The 15,688-nt window shown below is 70.2% G+C and carries 11 protein-coding genes and 1 other RNA gene; 8 read left to right on the forward strand and 4 right to left on the reverse strand.

All coding sequences use genetic code 11. The features are described 5' to 3' along the window. Positions 1-169 precede the first annotated feature (169 nt). On the forward strand, positions 170-643 hold the full coding sequence (gene smpB, locus VJN29_RS00805) for an SsrA-binding protein SmpB (protein ID WP_324141457.1): 474 nt from the start codon (positions 170-172) through the stop codon (positions 641-643). 37 nt (positions 644-680) lie between these two features. Next, positions 681-2,591 carry a DUF2207 domain-containing protein gene (locus tag VJN29_RS00810; RefSeq protein ID WP_324141458.1) on the forward strand — a complete coding sequence of 637 codons (1,911 nt, stop codon included), beginning with the start codon at positions 681-683 and terminating at the stop codon, positions 2,589-2,591. Between the two features lie 40 nt (positions 2,592-2,631). Here the strand turns inward: VJN29_RS00810 and VJN29_RS00815 are convergent, their stop codons facing one another. Further along, a complete protein-coding gene (locus tag VJN29_RS00815; RefSeq protein ID WP_324141459.1) occupies positions 2,632-4,476 on the reverse strand; it encodes a glycoside hydrolase family 15 protein in 1,845 nt (614 codons plus the stop codon). Between the two features lie 122 nt (positions 4,477-4,598). On the opposite strand from VJN29_RS00815, the gene VJN29_RS00820 reads away from it, so the two are divergent. Together VJN29_RS00820 and ligD are read left to right on the forward strand one after the other, a co-directional pair. After that, positions 4,599-5,267 carry a potassium channel family protein gene (locus tag VJN29_RS00820; protein ID WP_324141460.1) on the forward strand — a complete coding sequence of 223 codons (669 nt, stop codon included), beginning with the start codon at positions 4,599-4,601 and terminating at the stop codon, positions 5,265-5,267. A gap of 29 nt (positions 5,268-5,296) precedes the next feature. Then, the gene (ligD, locus tag VJN29_RS00825) at positions 5,297-6,916 is read left to right on the forward strand and encodes a non-homologous end-joining DNA ligase (protein WP_324141461.1); all 1,620 of its coding nucleotides are present in this window, start codon (positions 5,297-5,299) and stop codon (positions 6,914-6,916) included. A 149-nt stretch (positions 6,917-7,065) separates the two neighbouring features. On the opposite strand, the gene VJN29_RS00830 is transcribed toward ligD, so the two are convergent. Next, on the reverse strand, positions 7,066-10,440 hold the full coding sequence (locus VJN29_RS00830; RefSeq protein WP_324141462.1) for a pyruvate carboxylase: 3,375 nt from the start codon (positions 10,438-10,440) through the stop codon (positions 7,066-7,068). A 197-nt stretch (positions 10,441-10,637) separates the two neighbouring features. On the opposite strand from VJN29_RS00830, the gene ssrA reads away from it, so the two are divergent. Together ssrA and VJN29_RS00840 are read left to right on the forward strand one after the other, a co-directional pair. After that, positions 10,638-11,004: a transfer-messenger RNA gene (gene ssrA / locus VJN29_RS00835) on the forward strand. 84 nt (positions 11,005-11,088) lie between these two features. After that, complete coding sequence (locus tag VJN29_RS00840; RefSeq protein WP_324141463.1) at positions 11,089-11,889, forward strand: hypothetical protein; 801 nt, start codon at positions 11,089-11,091, stop codon at positions 11,887-11,889. Between the two features lie 54 nt (positions 11,890-11,943). Here VJN29_RS00840 and trxA read toward each other — a convergent pair whose 3' ends face one another. Next, the gene (gene trxA / locus VJN29_RS00845; protein ID WP_324141464.1) at positions 11,944-12,330 is read right to left on the reverse strand and encodes a thioredoxin; all 387 of its coding nucleotides are present in this window, start codon (positions 12,328-12,330) and stop codon (positions 11,944-11,946) included. 51 nt (positions 12,331-12,381) lie between these two features. After that, positions 12,382-13,005, reverse strand: coding sequence for an SIMPL domain-containing protein (locus VJN29_RS00850; RefSeq protein WP_324141465.1), 624 nt, complete (start codon positions 13,003-13,005; stop codon positions 12,382-12,384). Positions 13,006-13,086: 81 nt separating this feature from the next. Between VJN29_RS00850 and VJN29_RS00855 the strand changes: the two genes are divergently transcribed. Then, positions 13,087-13,434 (forward strand): VanZ family protein, encoded by a 348-nt coding sequence (locus VJN29_RS00855; RefSeq protein WP_324141466.1) that lies wholly within the window; start codon positions 13,087-13,089, stop codon positions 13,432-13,434. A 246-nt stretch (positions 13,435-13,680) separates the two neighbouring features. After that, the gene (locus VJN29_RS00860; protein WP_324141467.1) at positions 13,681-15,678 is read left to right on the forward strand and encodes a DEAD/DEAH box helicase; all 1,998 of its coding nucleotides are present in this window, start codon (positions 13,681-13,683) and stop codon (positions 15,676-15,678) included. Positions 15,679-15,688: the final 10 nt, after the last annotated feature.

The raw sequence follows: 15,688 nt of genomic DNA on the forward strand, positions 1-15,688 counted from the left end.
TCGAGTGGACCGCTTTCGGGGTATGCCGCTGGGCCGGCTCCCACAGATCTCGTTCACCCGATCAGGGGTGGCCTCCTCCTCGGGGTAGCGTGGGGACGCCGCCGGACGGAAGCCAGCCCAGCGGCATACGAACTGCTGTGACGTGCTGTGTGGAGAAAGGGACGGTCCGGTGCCGAAGGAGAAGGGGCGGTCACTCATTGCGAGCAACCGCAAGGCGCGTCACGACTACCACATCGAGGACACCTTCGAGGCTGGCATCGTCCTCTCCGGCACCGAGGTCAAGGCCCTGCGCCAGGGCCGTGCGTCGCTCGTCGACGGGTTCGCCATGTTCACGGGGGACGAGCTCTATCTCGAGAACGTCCACATCCCCGAGTACCTCAACGGGACGTGGACCAACCACGCGCCGAGGCGCAAGCGCAAGCTCCTGCTGCACCGGTCCGAGCTCGACAAGATCGCGAGCAAGACGCGCGAGAGCGGCCGGACGATCGTGCCCCTGGCGCTCTACTTCAAGGACGGCCGGGCCAAGGTGGAGATCGCCCTCGCGACCGGCAAGAGGCAGTACGACAAGCGCCACGCGCTCCGCGAGCGGCAGGACCGCCGTGAGGCCGAGCGCGCCGTGGGCGCTGCACGTCGCAAGGGATGACCGGCAGATGCGCAGACAGCTGAGGGGGACGCCCGCCATGCAGACGAGGCCGAGGCTGAGGGCGCTGCTGGTCCTGCTGCTTGCCAGCGCATTCGCCGTGCTCATCCCGGCAGGCACGGCACACGCGGTCGGCGACGAGGCCATGGAGCGGTTCGCCGTGGTCTACGACCTGCAGCCGGACGGCAGCGTGCAGGTCTCGGAGACGATCACCTGGCGCTTCCCGCCCGGCGAGCAACGGCACGGGATCTTCCGCAACATCGTCGTGCGGATGGGCTACCAGGACCAGGAGGGCAAGTACCGCTACTACGAGCTCACCGACGTGGAGGTGAGCAGCCCCTCCGGTGCGCCAGCCGACTTCCGGGTCAGCGACAACGGCGCTGCCAGGGAGATCCGGATCGGCAGCGCGGACGAGTGGACCGAGGGCACCCAGGTCTACGAGCTGCGCTACACCCTGCACAACGTGCTCAACCCGATCGCGGGTCCCGGTGGCGAGCCGCGCACGGTGGAGTTCCACTACAACGTGTTCGGCAGCAACGAGCTGACCGCGCGGGAGCGCGTCAACGTCGTCGTCAACGCGCCGGCTGCCTCGACCCAGGTCGCCTGCTTCGAGGGTGAGGCCCGCAGTGACACGCAGTGCCAGGCCAGGGCCGGCAGTCCGACGACCTTCGCTGCCATGGGGCTCGCGCCCGGTGACGCGATGACCGTCATCGCGGGTTACCCGGCCGCGGCCTTCACCAACCCTCAGCCGGACGTGCGGGACGGCAACGCCGACTCGACTCTCGGGTCCGGCGCGGCCTCCGCCGCCAACGCCGCCGCGACCGCTGCCGGTGTTGCCGCCCCGGTCCTCGCGCTCGCCGTCATGGGCGCCCTCGTCTGGACCCGCGGACGAGACGAGCGCTACGCCGATCTCACGCCCGGGCTCACCCCGTCCGTCACGGACCGCGAGTCGCAGCCGACGACGCGCGGCGGTCCGGACACGGTTGCGGTCCAGTTCCACCCGCCCGCAGGGGTTCCGCCGGGACTCGTCGGGACGATCATCGACGAGAGGGCGAACCCCATCGACGTGTCCTCGACGCTGATCGACCTCGCCGTGCGCGGGTACCTGCGCATCGAGGAGGTCGAGGGCGGGGGCATGTTCACGCGGACGGACTGGAACCTCGTGCGCCTCGACCCTCCGGCCGGCGACACACTGCTGCCCTACGAGCGCCGGCTCCTCGACGGGATCTTCAGCACGCGAGGGGACGTCGTGGCGCTCTCGGACCTGAAGAACACCTTCGCCAGCACGCTGCGCAGGATCCAGTCGAACATGTACGACGAAGTCGTCACCCGGCACTGGTTCCGCTCGTCGCCGCAGCTGCAGCGGGGCATGTGGCAGGGCCTCGGCATCGTCCTCGCCGTCGTCGGCGGGATGATCCTGTTCTACGGCCAGGGCGCGATGACGGCGCTCCTCGGCTCGGGCTTCACCGGCGGGGCCGTGCTCGGGATCGGCCTGCTCGTCGCCGGCGCCATCGTCTGGTTCCTCGGCGGCAGGATGGCGGCCAAGACCGCGGAGGGCTCGGCCGTCCTTGCCCAGTCGCTCGGTTTCAAGGAGTACCTCACGACGGCGGAGGCGGGGCAGATCGCCTTCGAGGAGGCGAGCAACATCTTCAGCCGGTACCTGCCCTATGCGGTCGTCTTCGGCGTCGCGGACCGGTGGGCAAGCACCTTCGCGGAGGTCGCCCAGGCGGCCGACGCGGCAGGCCGGCCGATCCTCATGCCGTCCTGGTACATCTGGAGCGGCGCGGCCTTCCCGGACTTCGGCAGCATCGCCAATGGCGTGGAGAGCTTCTCGACGACCTCGACCGGAACCTTCACGTCCACGCCCGGCTCGTCGGGGAGCTCGGGCTTCTCCGGAGGGGGCGGCTTCAGCGGCTCCGGTGGGGGAGGGTCCTCGTCCGGGTCCTGGTGAGGTGTCGGCGGTCGGTCAGGAACCAGCGACTGGGATCCGGTCAGCGCCCCTCAGCCCGCCGGCTCAGCTCCGCGTCCAGCGTGATCGCGGCGTTGATCAGGGCCAGGTGCGTGAACGCCTGCGGGAAGTTGCCGATCTGCTCTCCGCTCAACGCGATCTCCTCGGAGTACAGGCCCAGGTGGTTGGCGTAGGTCAGCATCTTCTCGAAGGTGATGCGTGCCTTGTCGAGCCGACCGGCTCCGGCGAGCGCCTCGACGTACGTGAAGGTGCACAGCGAGAACGTGCCCTCTGAACCGCGCAGGCCGTCCGGCGAGGCTTCGGGGTCGTACCGGTAGACGAGGCTGTCGGTCACCAGCTCCTCGTCCATCGCGTCGAGGGTGGACTGCCACATCGGGTCGTTGGGGCCGATGAACCCGAGCGCGGCCATGCGAAGCAGCGAGGCATCCAGGACGTGGGTGTCGTAGTGCTGCACGAAGGCCTGGCGCTCCGGGCTCCAGCCCTTCTCCATGATCTGGCGGAACACGGCGTCTCGTGCCGCCGTCCAGCTGTCGACGGATGCGGGCCATCCTCGCTTGGCGGCCAGGCGGATGCCGCGGTCGAATGCGACCCAGCACATCAGGCGGCCGTAGGTGAAATGCTGCCGCCCGCCGCGGGTCTCCCAGATCCCTTCCTCGGGCTGGTCCCAGTGGTCGACGAGCCAGTCGAGCACGCCGCACAGCTTGAGCCACCCCGCGTAGTTCATCTGGAACCCGCGTTGGTCAGCCAGGTACAGGCTGTCCATCATCTCGCCATAGATGTCGAGCTGCAGCTGGTCGGCGGCCCCGTTGCCGATCCGCACCGGGAAGGAGTCGCGGTAGCCCGCCCAGTGCTCGAGGCTCTCCTCGACCAGCTCGCTGGACCCGTCGATGCGGTACATGATGTTGAGCGGCGCCGTGCCATCCGCGCGGGTGTCCATGACCCGCTCCCGCATCCACACGCCGAACGCCACAGCCTCGTCCATGAAGCCCAGTGCGAGCAGTGCGTACACCGAGAACGACGCGTCCCGGACCCAGGTGAACCGGTAGTCCCAGTTGCGTTCGCCACCGATCTGTTCAGGCAGGGCGGCCGTCGGCGCGGCGACCAGGCCTCCACTGGGGGCGTAGGTCATCAGCTTCAAGGTGATCGCGGAACGGTTGACCATCTCCCGCCATCGCCCGGTGTAGGTGCACTGCTCGAGCCAGGTCGTCCAGAACTGCACGGTGCCGTTGAACAGGTCCCACACCTCACCGACACTCGTCTCGCGCGCCTCGGTCGCCCCGACGTCGAGGATCATCCCGCGGGCCTCCCCGGTCCGAAGCGTCAGCTCGGCGCGAACGTCCCCGGACTCGTTCGCGCCGCCGCGGCCCAGTTCCTCGTCCTCGGGTTCGCGGACGATGCTGACGGCCATGGTGGTGGCCTCCCCGCGGAAGACGACCCCTCCTTCGCTGATCTGCGTCTCGTGCGGTTCGCGGCCGTAGTCGAAGCGCGGGGCAATGTCGATCTCGAACGTCATCTGCCCGCGGATGCACCGCAGAAGCCGCACGATCCGGTGGTGTTCCGCCGGGACGTGTGAACTCGTCACCGGCATGAAGTCGACCACCTCGCCGACGCCCTCCTCGGTCAGGTACCGGGTGACGAGGGCAGCGGTATCCGGAAAGTAGAGCTGCTTGGTCGTGAACTCGTCGGCGACCGGTCGGATGCGGCAGTACCCGCCCTTGTCCTTGTCGAGCAGGGCCCCGAACACACTCGGCGAGTCGAACCGGGGTGCACAGAACCAGTCAATGGAGCCATCGGTCGACACCAGGGCCGAGGTCTGGAGGTCCCCAATCAGTCCGTGGTCCTCGATGAGCGGGTATCCGTCCTTCATGACGCGCCTCCTCAGGTGCTCACCGATTGTTGGGCGGGCGGTCGACACAAGGCATCATCCTGACCGGATGAACCTGCCTGTCGCGCACGGAGTCGAAGCGGGCACGCCCGTACAGTCAACCCATGGTGCTGAGTCGCTGGCAGCGACTGTCCGAGTGGCCGCTGGTCGCCGCGGCCGTGATCTTCACCGTGCTGTACGCGTGGGTGGTGATCGCGAATGTGCAGCCGCCCGATGACGCGCTCCCGCGCTTTCTCCTCGGCGTGATCTGGCTGGTCTTCGCCGCGGAGTACGTCGTCTGCCTCGTGCTCGCGCGGCCCCGGGGCGAATGGTTTCGCACCCACCTGGGCCACCTCGCCGCCGTGCTCGTGCCGTCCGTGCGCCCGCTCCTGCTGCTTCGGTTGCTGCGGCTCGTCCCGTCACTGCGTGGCGAGACCGGAGGAGTGGTGCGGAATCGGTTGACGATCTACGGGGTGGCGACCACCGCTCTGCTGGCGTTCATGGGCGCGCTCGCGGTGCTCGACGCCGAGCAGAACGCACCGGAGGCCAACATCCATCAGTTCGGCGATGCCGTCTGGTGGGTCGCGGTGACGGTCACCTCGGTCGGCTATGGCGACTACTACCCGATCACCTCCACCGGTCGCTGGGTGGCCGCGGGGCTGATGTTCGGCGGGCTGGTGCTGCTCGGCGCGGTGGCGGCGACCCTGTCGTCCTGGCTCATCGACCGCGTACGCAGTCGGCATGGCGACTCGGGCGGCCCGGGGGTGGATGCGTCCTCCTCGGGCTCCCGGTGACCGTGCCGTCCGCCGGGTAGGGCAGGGGCATGGCGAGGGATCCACACGAGCTGCTCGAGCCGTACCGTCGCAAGCGGGACTTCGGCCGGACGCCCGAGCCCTCGGGCAGCGGGTCCGCGGCGGCGCGACCGTCCGAGGACGGACTGCGCCGCTTCGTCGTGCAGCGCCATCGAGCCCGTCGCCTCCACTACGACTTCCGTCTCGAGATGGACGGCGTGCTGGCGAGCTGGGCGGTCCCGAGGGGGCCGACCCTGGACCCGGACGTGCGCCGCCTCGCCGTCCACGTCGAGGACCACCCCATGGAGTACGAGCTCTTCGAGGGCGTCATCCCGGCCGGTGAGTACGGCGGTGGCGACGTCATCGTGTGGGACCGCGGGACGTGGCGACCGCACGAGACCGAGGACCCGGCAGAGGCGGTGCGCGCGGGCGAGCTGCACCTGGACCTGTTCGGAGAGCGGCTTCGCGGCCGTTTCGCCCTGGTGCGCACCGGCCGCCCGGAGCGTTCCTCGGACAAGGAGCAGTGGCTCCTCCTGCACAAGCACGACGCCGATGCCGTCAGCGGTTGGGACGCGGAGCATCACCCCACGTCCGTCCTCAGTGGTCGCACCAACGAGGAGGTCAAGGCGGCACCGGACCGGCTCTGGCGCTCGGACCTGCCCGCCGCCGAGGCGTCCGTGCCGGCCCACGGTCAGCTCGTCGAGGGCCCGACCGAGGACGAGCTGGGCGCACTCGCCGACCTCGGTCGCCAAGGGACGTGGGAGGTCTTCGGGCGGACGCTGAAGGTGACCAACCTCGACAAGGAGCTGTTCCCTGCCCGGGCCGGCGAGGAGCCAGTGACGAAGCGCGAGCTGCTCGCCTATGCTGCCCGCATCGCGCCCGTCTTGTTGCCCTACCTTCGTGGTCGTGCCCTGAACATGCATCGCTATCCGGATGGAGCGGCGAAGAAGGGCTTCTGGCACAAGGAGGTTCCCGACCACGCGCCGGAATGGGTCGATCGCTGGCACAACGCGGACGCGGACCCCGATGAGACCCAGTACTACGTCATCGTCGATGAGCCTGCGACGCTCGTCTGGGTGGCCGGCTTCGGAGCGCTCGAGTGGCATCCGTGGACCTCGCCCACTGACGCGCCGGATCTGCCGTCGTACGTCCTGTTCGACATCGATCCGGGTGAGCGGACGTCGTGGGAGGAGGTGGCCCTGCTGGCGCAGCTGCACCGGACGGCGTTCGAGCACCTGGGCCTGCGGGCCTATCCCAAGCTGACCGGACGGCGCGGCGTCCAGGTGTGGGTGCCGATCGCGCGCGGTCCCGGCTTCGACGAGACGCGCGAGTGGGCCGAGCGGGTCTCCAGGACCATCGGCGCAGTGCAGCCGGAGCTCGTCAGCTGGAAGTGGCAGAAGCGCGACCGAGGGGGCCTGGCCCGCCTCGACTACACCCAGAACGCCGTCAACAAGACGCTCGTCGCGCCGTACAGTCCGCGAGCCTCGGCGGGAGCGCCGGTGTCGGCTCCGATCACCTGGGACGAGCTCGACGACCCGGACCTGCGCTCCGACCGCTTCACGATCCGCACCATCCTGGACCGACTCGAGAGGTCCGGAGACCTCTTCCGTGGCGTGCTCACGCACGACCAGAGCCTCCCGGTCCTCCGCTGACTTCACGGATGCCCCCAGCAGCCGCTGCCGTATGCCGCTGAGCGGGCTTCTCTGCCCAGCCTCCTCGCGCCGCCGCGAGCCACCTCGACATCGGACCCGGGACGGGCCGGGGGGCGATGTCGGAGCGCCGGCCACCCGCAGCTGCTGCGTCAGCCGATGACGACGAGGAGGTCGCCACCCTCGACCTGCTGCTGCGCGCCGATCGCGACCCGTGAGACGGTGCCGGCCGTTGGTGTGGTGATGTTGGCCTCCATCTTCATGGCCTCGATCGTGGCGACGACCCCTCCGGCCGCGACGGTGTCGCCCTCCGCCACGGTGAGCGTCACGACCCCGGCGAAGGGTGCCGGGACCTGTCCGGGGACTGCGGGATCCGCCTTCTCGGCAGACTTGACGTCGGCTTCGACCGACCGGTCGCGCACCTGGATCGGCCGGAACTGCCCACCGAGCGTGCACATCACGGTGCGCATGCCCTTGGAGTCGGCCTCGCCGATCGACTGGACCCCGATGATGAGCCGCTTGCCCTGCTCGATGTCGACCTCGTACTCCTCACCGTGGGCGAGTCCGTGGAGGAACTCGACGGTGCCGAGGACGGACAGATCGCCATAGGCCTCGCGGGAGGCCTCGAACTCCTTGGCTGGAGCAGGGAAGAGGAGGTGGTTGAGGGCGCGGCGCGGGTCGTCGGCCAGCGCCTCCTCCTGCTCGGGAGTCAGCTCCGTGAGACGCGGCTTCGCCAGTCGTCCCGCGAGGGCCTTGGTCCGGAACGGCTCCGGCCATCCTCCCGGCGGGTCGCCCAGCTCACCGTTGAGGAAGCCGATGACGGAGTCCGGGATGTCGTACTTCTGCGGCTGCGCCTCGAAGTCCGCCGGATCGGCACCGGCGCCCACGAGCGCCAGGGCGAGGTCGCCGACGACCTTGCTGCTCGGCGTCACCTTGACGAGGTTGCCGAGGATCCGGTTCGCCGCGGCGTACATGTCCTCGATCGCCTCGAACCGGTCACCGAGGCCGAGGGCGATGGCCTGCTGGCGCAGGTTGGACAGCTGCCCGCCGGGGATCTCGTGGAAGTACACGCGACCGGTCGGCGACTCGAGGCCGGACTCGAACGGCCGGTAGAGGTGGCGGGTCGCCTCCCAGTAGGGCTCGAGGGCGAAGACGCCCCGGATGTCGAGCCCGGTGGGCCGGTCGGTGTGGTCGGTGGCAGCGACGAGGGCGGACAGGGGCGGCTGCGACGTCGTCCCGGCCATGGTCGCGGTGGCGGCGTCGACGGCGTCCACGCCGGCGCCAATGGCCGCGAGCAGCGTGCCGATCTGCCCACCAGCGGTGTCGTGCGTGTGCAGGTGGACCGGTAGGTCGAAGCGCTCCCGAAGGGCGGTCACCAGGCGCGCCGCCGAGGGGGCGCGCAGCAGTCCGGCCATGTCCTTGATGGCCAGGACGTGCGCACCGGTCTCGACGATCTGCTCGGCGAGCCGCAGGTAGTAGTCGAGGGTGTAGAGCTTCTCGTCGGGTGAGAGGAGGTCGCCGGTGTAGCAGAGCGCCACCTCGGCGACGGACGTCCCCGTCTCGAGGACCGCCTCGACGGCCGGACGCATCTGGGTCACGTCGTTGAGCGAGTCGAAGATCCGGAAGATGTCGAGCCCGGTGCGGGCCGCCTCCCGCACGAACGCGTCGGTCACGGCTGTGGGGTAGGGCGTGTAGCCCACGGTGTTGCGCCCCCGCAGGAGCATCTGGAGCGGGACGTTGGGCATCGCCTCCCGGAGGGCGGCGAGACGCTCCCACGGGTCCTCCGCGAGAAACCGCAGCGCCACGTCGTAGGTCGCGCCGCCCCACGCTTCGACCGATAGCAGCTGCGGCATCAGGTGGGCGACGTGACCGGCGACATGGAGCAGGTCGCGGGTGCGCATCCGGGTGGCGAGGAGCGACTGGTGCGCATCCCGGAAGGTCGTGTCCGTCACGCCCACCTCGGTCCGCTCGCGCAGGCGCCGGGCGAACTCCGCAGGACCGACCTCGAGCAGCAGGTCACGGGAGCCGCGGGGCACCGCCTCGTCCGGCAACGCGGGCAGCTTCGCGCGGGGGCGGACCCGCGTCGTGGCGGGCCCGTTGGGCTGGTTGACCGTGACGTCGGCGAGGTAGGTGAGCAGCCGGGTCGCCCGGTCGGCCGACACCCTGGCGGTCAGCAGCTCGGGCCGCTCGTCGATGAACGACGTAGTCGCCCGGCCGTCCTGGAAGGTGGGATCCGCGAGCACGGCCTGCAGGAACGGGATGTTGGTCGCCACGCCTCGGATCCGGAACTCCGCCAGGGCCCGTTGGGCCCGGCGCACGGCCACCGGGAAGGTGCGGCCGCGGCAGGTCAGCTTGACGAGCATCGAGTCGAAGTGCGCGCTCACCTCGGCGCCGACGAAGATCGTGCCGCCGTCGAGCCGGACCCCGCTGCCGCCTGCCGACCGGTACGTCGTGATGGTCCCGGCATCGGGACGGAACCCGTTGGCCGGGTCCTCCGTCGTGATCCGGCACTGCATCGCGAACCCGCGCAGGACGATGTCCTCCTGCCGGATCCCGAGGCCCGCGAGCGTCTCGCCCGAGGCGAGCTGCAGCTGCAGGACGACGAGGTCGACGTCGGTGACCTCCTCGGTGACCGTGTGCTCGACCTGGATGCGCGGGTTCATCTCGATGAAGACGTAGCGACCGTCCTCACCGAGGAGGAACTCCACCGTGCCGGCGTTGCGGTAGCCGATCGACCGTGCGAAGTGCACGGCGTCAGCGCACATCCGGTCACGCAGACCGGCGTCGAGGTCAGGGGCGGGCGCGATCTCGACGACCTTCTGGTGGCGGCGCTGCACCGAGCAGTCGCGCTCGAAGAGGTGGACGACCTGTCCCGTCGCATCGGCCACGACCTGGACCTCGATGTGCCGCGGGTCCACCACGGCCTCCTCGAGGTAGAGCGTCGGGTCCCCGAAGGCCGACTCCGCCTCGCGCTGGGCAGCCTGGAGCGCCTCCGCGAGCAGCTCCGGACGGTCGACCCGTCGCATCCCGCGTCCGCCGCCGCCGGACACCGCCTTGACGAAGAGCGGGAAGCCGATCTCGGCGGCCGCCCCCTCGAGCTCGGCGAGGTCGGCGGTCGCTGCGGAACCACGGAGCGTCGGCAGGCCGGCCTCGCGGGCCGCGGCGAGGGCCCGCGCCTTGTTCCCGGTCAGGTGCAGCACCGAGGGGGGAGGGCCGATGAAGGTGATGCCGGCGCGTTCGCTTGCCTCGGCCAGTCCGGGGTTCTCCGAGAGGAAGCCGTAGCCCGGATAGATGGCGTCGGCGCCGGCCTCGACGGCCTGGGCGACGATCGCCTCGTGGTCGAGGTAGGCGCGGACCGGGTGACCCTCCTCGCCGATCTGGTAGGCCTCGTCGGCCTTGAGCCGGTGCTCCGACTTGCGGTCCTCGTAGGGGAACACGGCCACGGTGCGGGCGCCGAGCTCGGTCGCCGCGCGGAAGGCCCGGACGGCGATCTCACCGCGGTTGGCGACGAGGACCTTGCGGAACATGTGACCTCCAGGCGTCGACGGCGTGCGTCTGGCAGCCTAGTGGCGCGGTGTGCGCGCCACTCCGGGAGCGAGCCCAGCGGCATACGGCCGGGTAGGTCTGGGGAATGTGTGTGGCAGCACTGTCGTTACCAAGGCATACTGTGGTCTCGCAGTAGCGGCGTTTGACAAGTGCACAGCGTGACGTGGACACCCCTCATGGGGGTGATCGGTTTCGACGGTGGTCGACACACCAGGGGAAGCGGGTCGAGGATGCAGGGTTATCTCGTTAACGCTCCTTGCAAACCAATAGGTGCCAACTCAAAGCGCACCGACTTCGCCCTCGCCGCCTGAGCGAGCCCCGAAGTCCGTCAGCCTGAGCTAGTTTCCGACTCAGTGCCTGGCGTCAGCTAGGAAACTTGCTGCGTGGTCATGTTGGGGGGCCACGTGGGACTGCTACTCAACTGGGCCTGTCAGGGAACGTGTGCGCGCGAGCCCTGGGGCCGAGAAAATCCACAGCGCACTGCACCCGGAGAAGTCCTGGTCTCTCGTCATCGGACGCGGGTTCAATTCCCGCCACCTCCACCACTTCGTGGTGGCCACGTCACGCTGTGTCGAATGCCGCTGGGCTGCGTCCCCAGTCGTGGCCTGCCTTCCGCTTAGGCTGGCTATGTGCTGCGCGACCCGGACCTGACGCCCGAGCCGTGGCTCAAGAGGCGGAGGTTCCGGCCGCACCCATTGCTGGCGCTGCCTCTCTTTCCCTTGGTGGGGCTGGTCGTCACGCTGGGCAACGCGATCGACGACCCCAGCGTCGGCACCTGGCTCTGGGTCGCGCACCTGTTGGCGCTGACCTTGGTCGCGTCCGTCGCGTCGCCATGGCACGTGCCGAGGCGGCCGGTCCACGACCCGGTCGGTCGGACCATCACGTTCCCCGCCCGCGCAACGCTCGGGCTCATGCCCCTCGGGCTCGTGATCTGGGGTGTGGTGCTGCTCGTGAACTTCGAGCTGATGCGGCTGCTCGTCGTCGACCGACAGATCCGATTCGGCGACATCGACGTACCGTGGTGGCTGACGCTGCCCATGGGTTTCCTGGCGATCGCGCTCGGGCTGGCCGTCGCGCGGCCGCCGGAGCTGCACCAGCTCATGGTCGGCGTGGACGGCCTGCACTTCATCCATGGCAAGCAGGGCTTCTCGGCGCAGTGGGACCACATGCTGCGGGTCGTGCCGACCCTCGAGCACCACCTGCACCGCTGCGTCCAGGTCCACGGGCCGGGTCTCGTGGCGCGCGATGCGCATGGTCATCGGACCCGCCCCACGTTCAATGCGGACGTGCTCGACTCGGACGCGGTCCGCCTGTGGCTGACGCTGGACCACTACTTCCGGCACCCGGCAGACCGGGAGGAGCTCGGCACCGCGGCGTGTCGGCAGCGTCGGGCGCAATGGCGGCGCGTGCTGCCGCGCGAGATGGTCTAGACGAGCTGGTCCTGACGCGACGGACCGGTCGGGTCGCCGGGCGTCGCGTGTCCGTCAGGCAGTGCCACCCTTGTTGGCCGCCTCCTCGGCGAGCTGCTCCTTGACCGGGCCCATGTCGAGCGACTTGACCTGCTCGATGATGTTCTTCAGCGCCGCCTGCGGCAGGGCGCCCGGCTGCGAGAAGACGAGCACGCCTTCCTTGAACGCCATCAGCGTCGGGATCGACGTGATGTTGGCTGCGCCGGCGAGGGCCTGCTCTGCCTCGGTGTCGACCTTGCCGAACACGATTCCCTCGTTGCCGCCTTCCTCGGACGCCGCCTCGAAGACCGGCGCGAACTGGCGGCACGGTCCACACCATGCCGCCCAGAAGTCCACGAGGACGATGCCGTTGTCGAGGACGGTGCGCTCGAACGTCTCTGCGGTCAGCTCTGTGGTTGCCATGTCACTCCCAACGGTCGGCGCATGCACCGTTATTCCGGCGGCGTATGCCGCTCAGCGCAGTTCCCAGGTCACCGTGACACTCGCGGTGAGCTCGAGATCACCGCCCTCCACCGGCATGCCGCCAGCCGACTCCATGGCCGCCATGGCCATCATCCGGCGCCCTGGCTGGATGGGGGTGGCCCCCGACTCAGTCACGGCGAGCACGGCCCCGACCTCGGAGCGCGACAGGGCGGCGTACTGCTCCGCCTTGGCGCGCGCCTCGGCGAAGGCGGCGTCACGGGCCTGGGCCAGCCCCTCGGAGCGGTCGTCCACATCGAGGCGGACCTGGTCGACGAGCAGGGCGTTGCCGACCTCGGACGTGGCGGCCTCGAGGATCTCACCGACCTGGTCCAGCCGGCGCACCGTGACACCGAGCCGCTGCTGGGCCGTGAAGCCCACCGGAGTGCCGGTGTTGTCGTAGCGCTGGCTGACGTTGGCGTCAAGCGTGCGGATGTCCCGGTCGGGCACGCCGTGGTCGCGGACCACCCGGCCAACCGCTGCGATCCCCTTGGCGGCTCCGGTCAGGGCGACTGCGACGTCCTGCGCGTCGTGTCCGATGCGCAGGTCGAGGCGGACGACGTCGGGCGTGACGGCCGCGCGGCCGGTCCCAATGACGGTGACGGTGCGCTCAGGCATGACCCCAACGTAACCCGTCGGGCCCACGTCCGGCCGGTTCGTAGACTGCGGGGGACAGGCGGGGGGCAGGCGGGGGGCACGGTGACGAGTGGACGGCGATGGTGGGCTGCGGCGGCCGCGCTGTCGGTCGCCGTGCACCTGGCCGTCCTCTACTGGCCGGTCATCGCGGTCGCAGGCCCGGTGACGTGGACCGACAAGGCCGTGCACCTGCTCGTCTTTGCCATCCCCACGTATCTCGTCGCGCGCCTCGTCGGCAGGCCCCTGTTGGTCGCGCTGGTGTTCGCGGCACACGCCCTGGTCAGCGAGCTCGCGCAGCACCTGCTCCTGCCGGGCCGGTCCGGCGATCCCTGGGACGTCGTGGCTGATGTCGCCGGCGTCGTCCTCGCCACCGGCGCGCTCGCGGTCGGAGCACGGTCCGGCCGCTGGTAAACTCGACTGGTCCGAATCCGACCCCTCTCGGGACCATCTCGGGACCATCTCGGAAACCCTGGACGAGTCGAGCGCGCAACGCGACGTGACGGCTCGGCCGGAGGCGGACCACACCACCGCGTGGCACCGATGCCCACCCGGTTGACATGGGCGCAGCTGGTGCGCCTGAGGCTCGTCTGCCAGGTCGTGTTCTTGACTCACGGCTCGAGACGAAGTCTGCTCGAGACCAAGAGAGTCGAATACGTAATGCCCAAGAAGTCCACGTCCGGCGCGTCCAAGAAGGCCCGCTGGTCCCCTGCCCAGAAGAAGGCGCGCGCCGCGGCCACGACCACCAAGCCGCACCGCGGTCGCGAGGTCGGATCGAAGCCCGGCGCGCAGCGATCCGGCACGCAGCGATCCGGCACCCAGAGATCCGGCACGCGGTCCTCACGTCCGGCCACCCCGGTGACCGGACCCACGGGCGGTCGCGAGTGGCGCCCCCGGCGGGACGAGCACCGCTCCGACGACCGTCGTGACGACCGCGGCCGGTACGAGCGTCGTGACGAGCGCAGCAGGTATCGCCGGGACGAGAGTCGTGACGAGCGCAGCAGGTATCGCCGGGACGAGAGTCGTGATGAGCGCGGCGGGTATCGCCGGGATGACCGTCGCGACTCATGGCGTCCGCGCGACACCGGCCGCGACCGGTTCGCGCCGACCCCGTTCGAGGACGCCGAGGCCGAGCGGCTCGAGGCCGACTCGTGGACGAAGGCGACCCGCACGCCGGTGTCCGACGGTCCGGTCGAGGTCGGCGCGGACAACGGCTTCGCGGCCCTCGACCTCCCGGAGCGGCTCGTCGAGCGGCTGGCCCGCGATGGGATCACCGACCCCTTTCCGATCCAGGCCGCGACGATCCCCGACGCCCTGGCCGGCAAGGACGTCCTCGGCCGCGGCCGGACCGGCTCGGGCAAGACGCTCGCCTTCGGACTTCCCTTGATCGCCCGTCTCCTCGACCTCGGCCTGCGCAGGACGCCGCGTCGCCCCCATGCCCTCGTGCTGGTGCCGACGCGCGAGCTCGCCATGCAGGTCTCGGATGCGCTCGAGCCGCTGGTGCACGTCGTCGGGCTCCGCCACAAGCTCGTGGCGGGTGGCCTGAGCTACACCACGCAGATCAACGCGCTCAACAAGGGCGTCGACATCCTCATCGCGACGCCGGGTCGGCTCAACGACCTGCTCGAACGGGGCGCGGTGGAGCTGGACGACATCCGGATCACCGTCCTCGACGAGGCCGACCACATGGCCGAGATGGGCTTCCTGGCCGAGATCACGACGAGCCTCGACCTCATTCCGACCGACGGCCAGCGGCTGCTCTTCTCGGCGACCCTGGACAACGGCATCGACGACCTGGTCGAGCGTTACCTCACGGACCCCGTGGTCCACTCGACCGACGATGCGACGGCCTCGGTGGAGACGATGGAGCACCACGTCCTCCTCATCGACCCTCAGCACAAGAAGCTCATCACGGCCGAGGTCGCGAACCGCCCGGGGCGGACGCTCGTCTTCTGCCGGACCAAGCTCGGCGCCGACCGGGTGGCCGGCCAGCTCCGCGAGCAGGGGGTCCTTGCCGCCGCGCTGCACGGTGGCCTGAGCCAGGGCGCCCGTAACCGCGTCCTCGGCGCGTTCCGGGACGGCGTCCTGCCGGTGCTCGTGGCCACGGACGTCGCCGCACGTGGAATTCACGTCGACGACGTCTCCGTCGTGCTGCAGGTCGATCCGGCGGCCGACCACAAGGACTACCTGCACCGCGCTGGCCGCACGGCGCGGGCGGGTGACCGAGGCACGGTGGTGACTCTCGCGCTCCCGCACCAGCGGCGCACGATGGAGCGCCAGCTCCGCGACGCCGGTGTGGGCATCTCGCCGGTCAAGGCCGCCCCCGGCGACGCGGTCATCGCGGCGACTGGAGCCACGACTCCGTCCGGCGTCCCCATCGCTGCCGAGGACTTCGCGCGCCTCATCGAGGGACCGAAGCGACACAAACGTGGGCCTGGCGGTGCTCGAGGTCCTCGACACCCCGGCGCGGGATCGCGGGGTGGCTATCGCCCGCACCACGGTGCCGGTCATGACGAGCGCCGTGGAAACCGTGGTGAGCGCGCTGACCGCGCTGACCGCGGTGACCGCCGCTACCAGGGGCGGCGTGACGGCGAGCCGCTCATCGGTCGTTGGGGTGACGAGGACCGGGCGCGCGACCGTCGCCGACCGCGTTTCTGATCGCCGCCCG

This window comes from Intrasporangium sp. (assembly GCF_035280925.1).
In the GTDB taxonomy this organism is placed as follows: domain Bacteria; phylum Actinomycetota; class Actinomycetes; order Actinomycetales; family Dermatophilaceae; genus Intrasporangium.

Coding starts and splice junctions, on each gene's coding strand:
- VJN29_RS00810 (WP_324141458.1), top strand. CDS start 681: ATGCAGACGAGGCCGAGGCTGAGGGCGCTGCTGGTCCTGCTGCTTGCC.
- VJN29_RS00815 (WP_324141459.1), bottom strand. CDS start 4,476: ATGAAGGACGGATACCCGCTCATCGAGGACCACGGACTGATTGGGGAC.
- VJN29_RS00820 (WP_324141460.1), top strand. CDS start 4,599: ATGGTGCTGAGTCGCTGGCAGCGACTGTCCGAGTGGCCGCTGGTCGCC.
- ligD (WP_324141461.1), top strand. CDS start 5,297: ATGGCGAGGGATCCACACGAGCTGCTCGAGCCGTACCGTCGCAAGCGG.
- VJN29_RS00830 (WP_324141462.1), bottom strand. CDS start 10,440: ATGTTCCGCAAGGTCCTCGTCGCCAACCGCGGTGAGATCGCCGTCCGG.
- trxA (WP_324141464.1), bottom strand. CDS start 12,330: ATGGCAACCACAGAGCTGACCGCAGAGACGTTCGAGCGCACCGTCCTC.
- VJN29_RS00850 (WP_324141465.1), bottom strand. CDS start 13,005: ATGCCTGAGCGCACCGTCACCGTCATTGGGACCGGCCGCGCGGCCGTC.
- VJN29_RS00860 (WP_324141467.1), top strand. CDS start 13,681: ATGCCCAAGAAGTCCACGTCCGGCGCGTCCAAGAAGGCCCGCTGGTCC.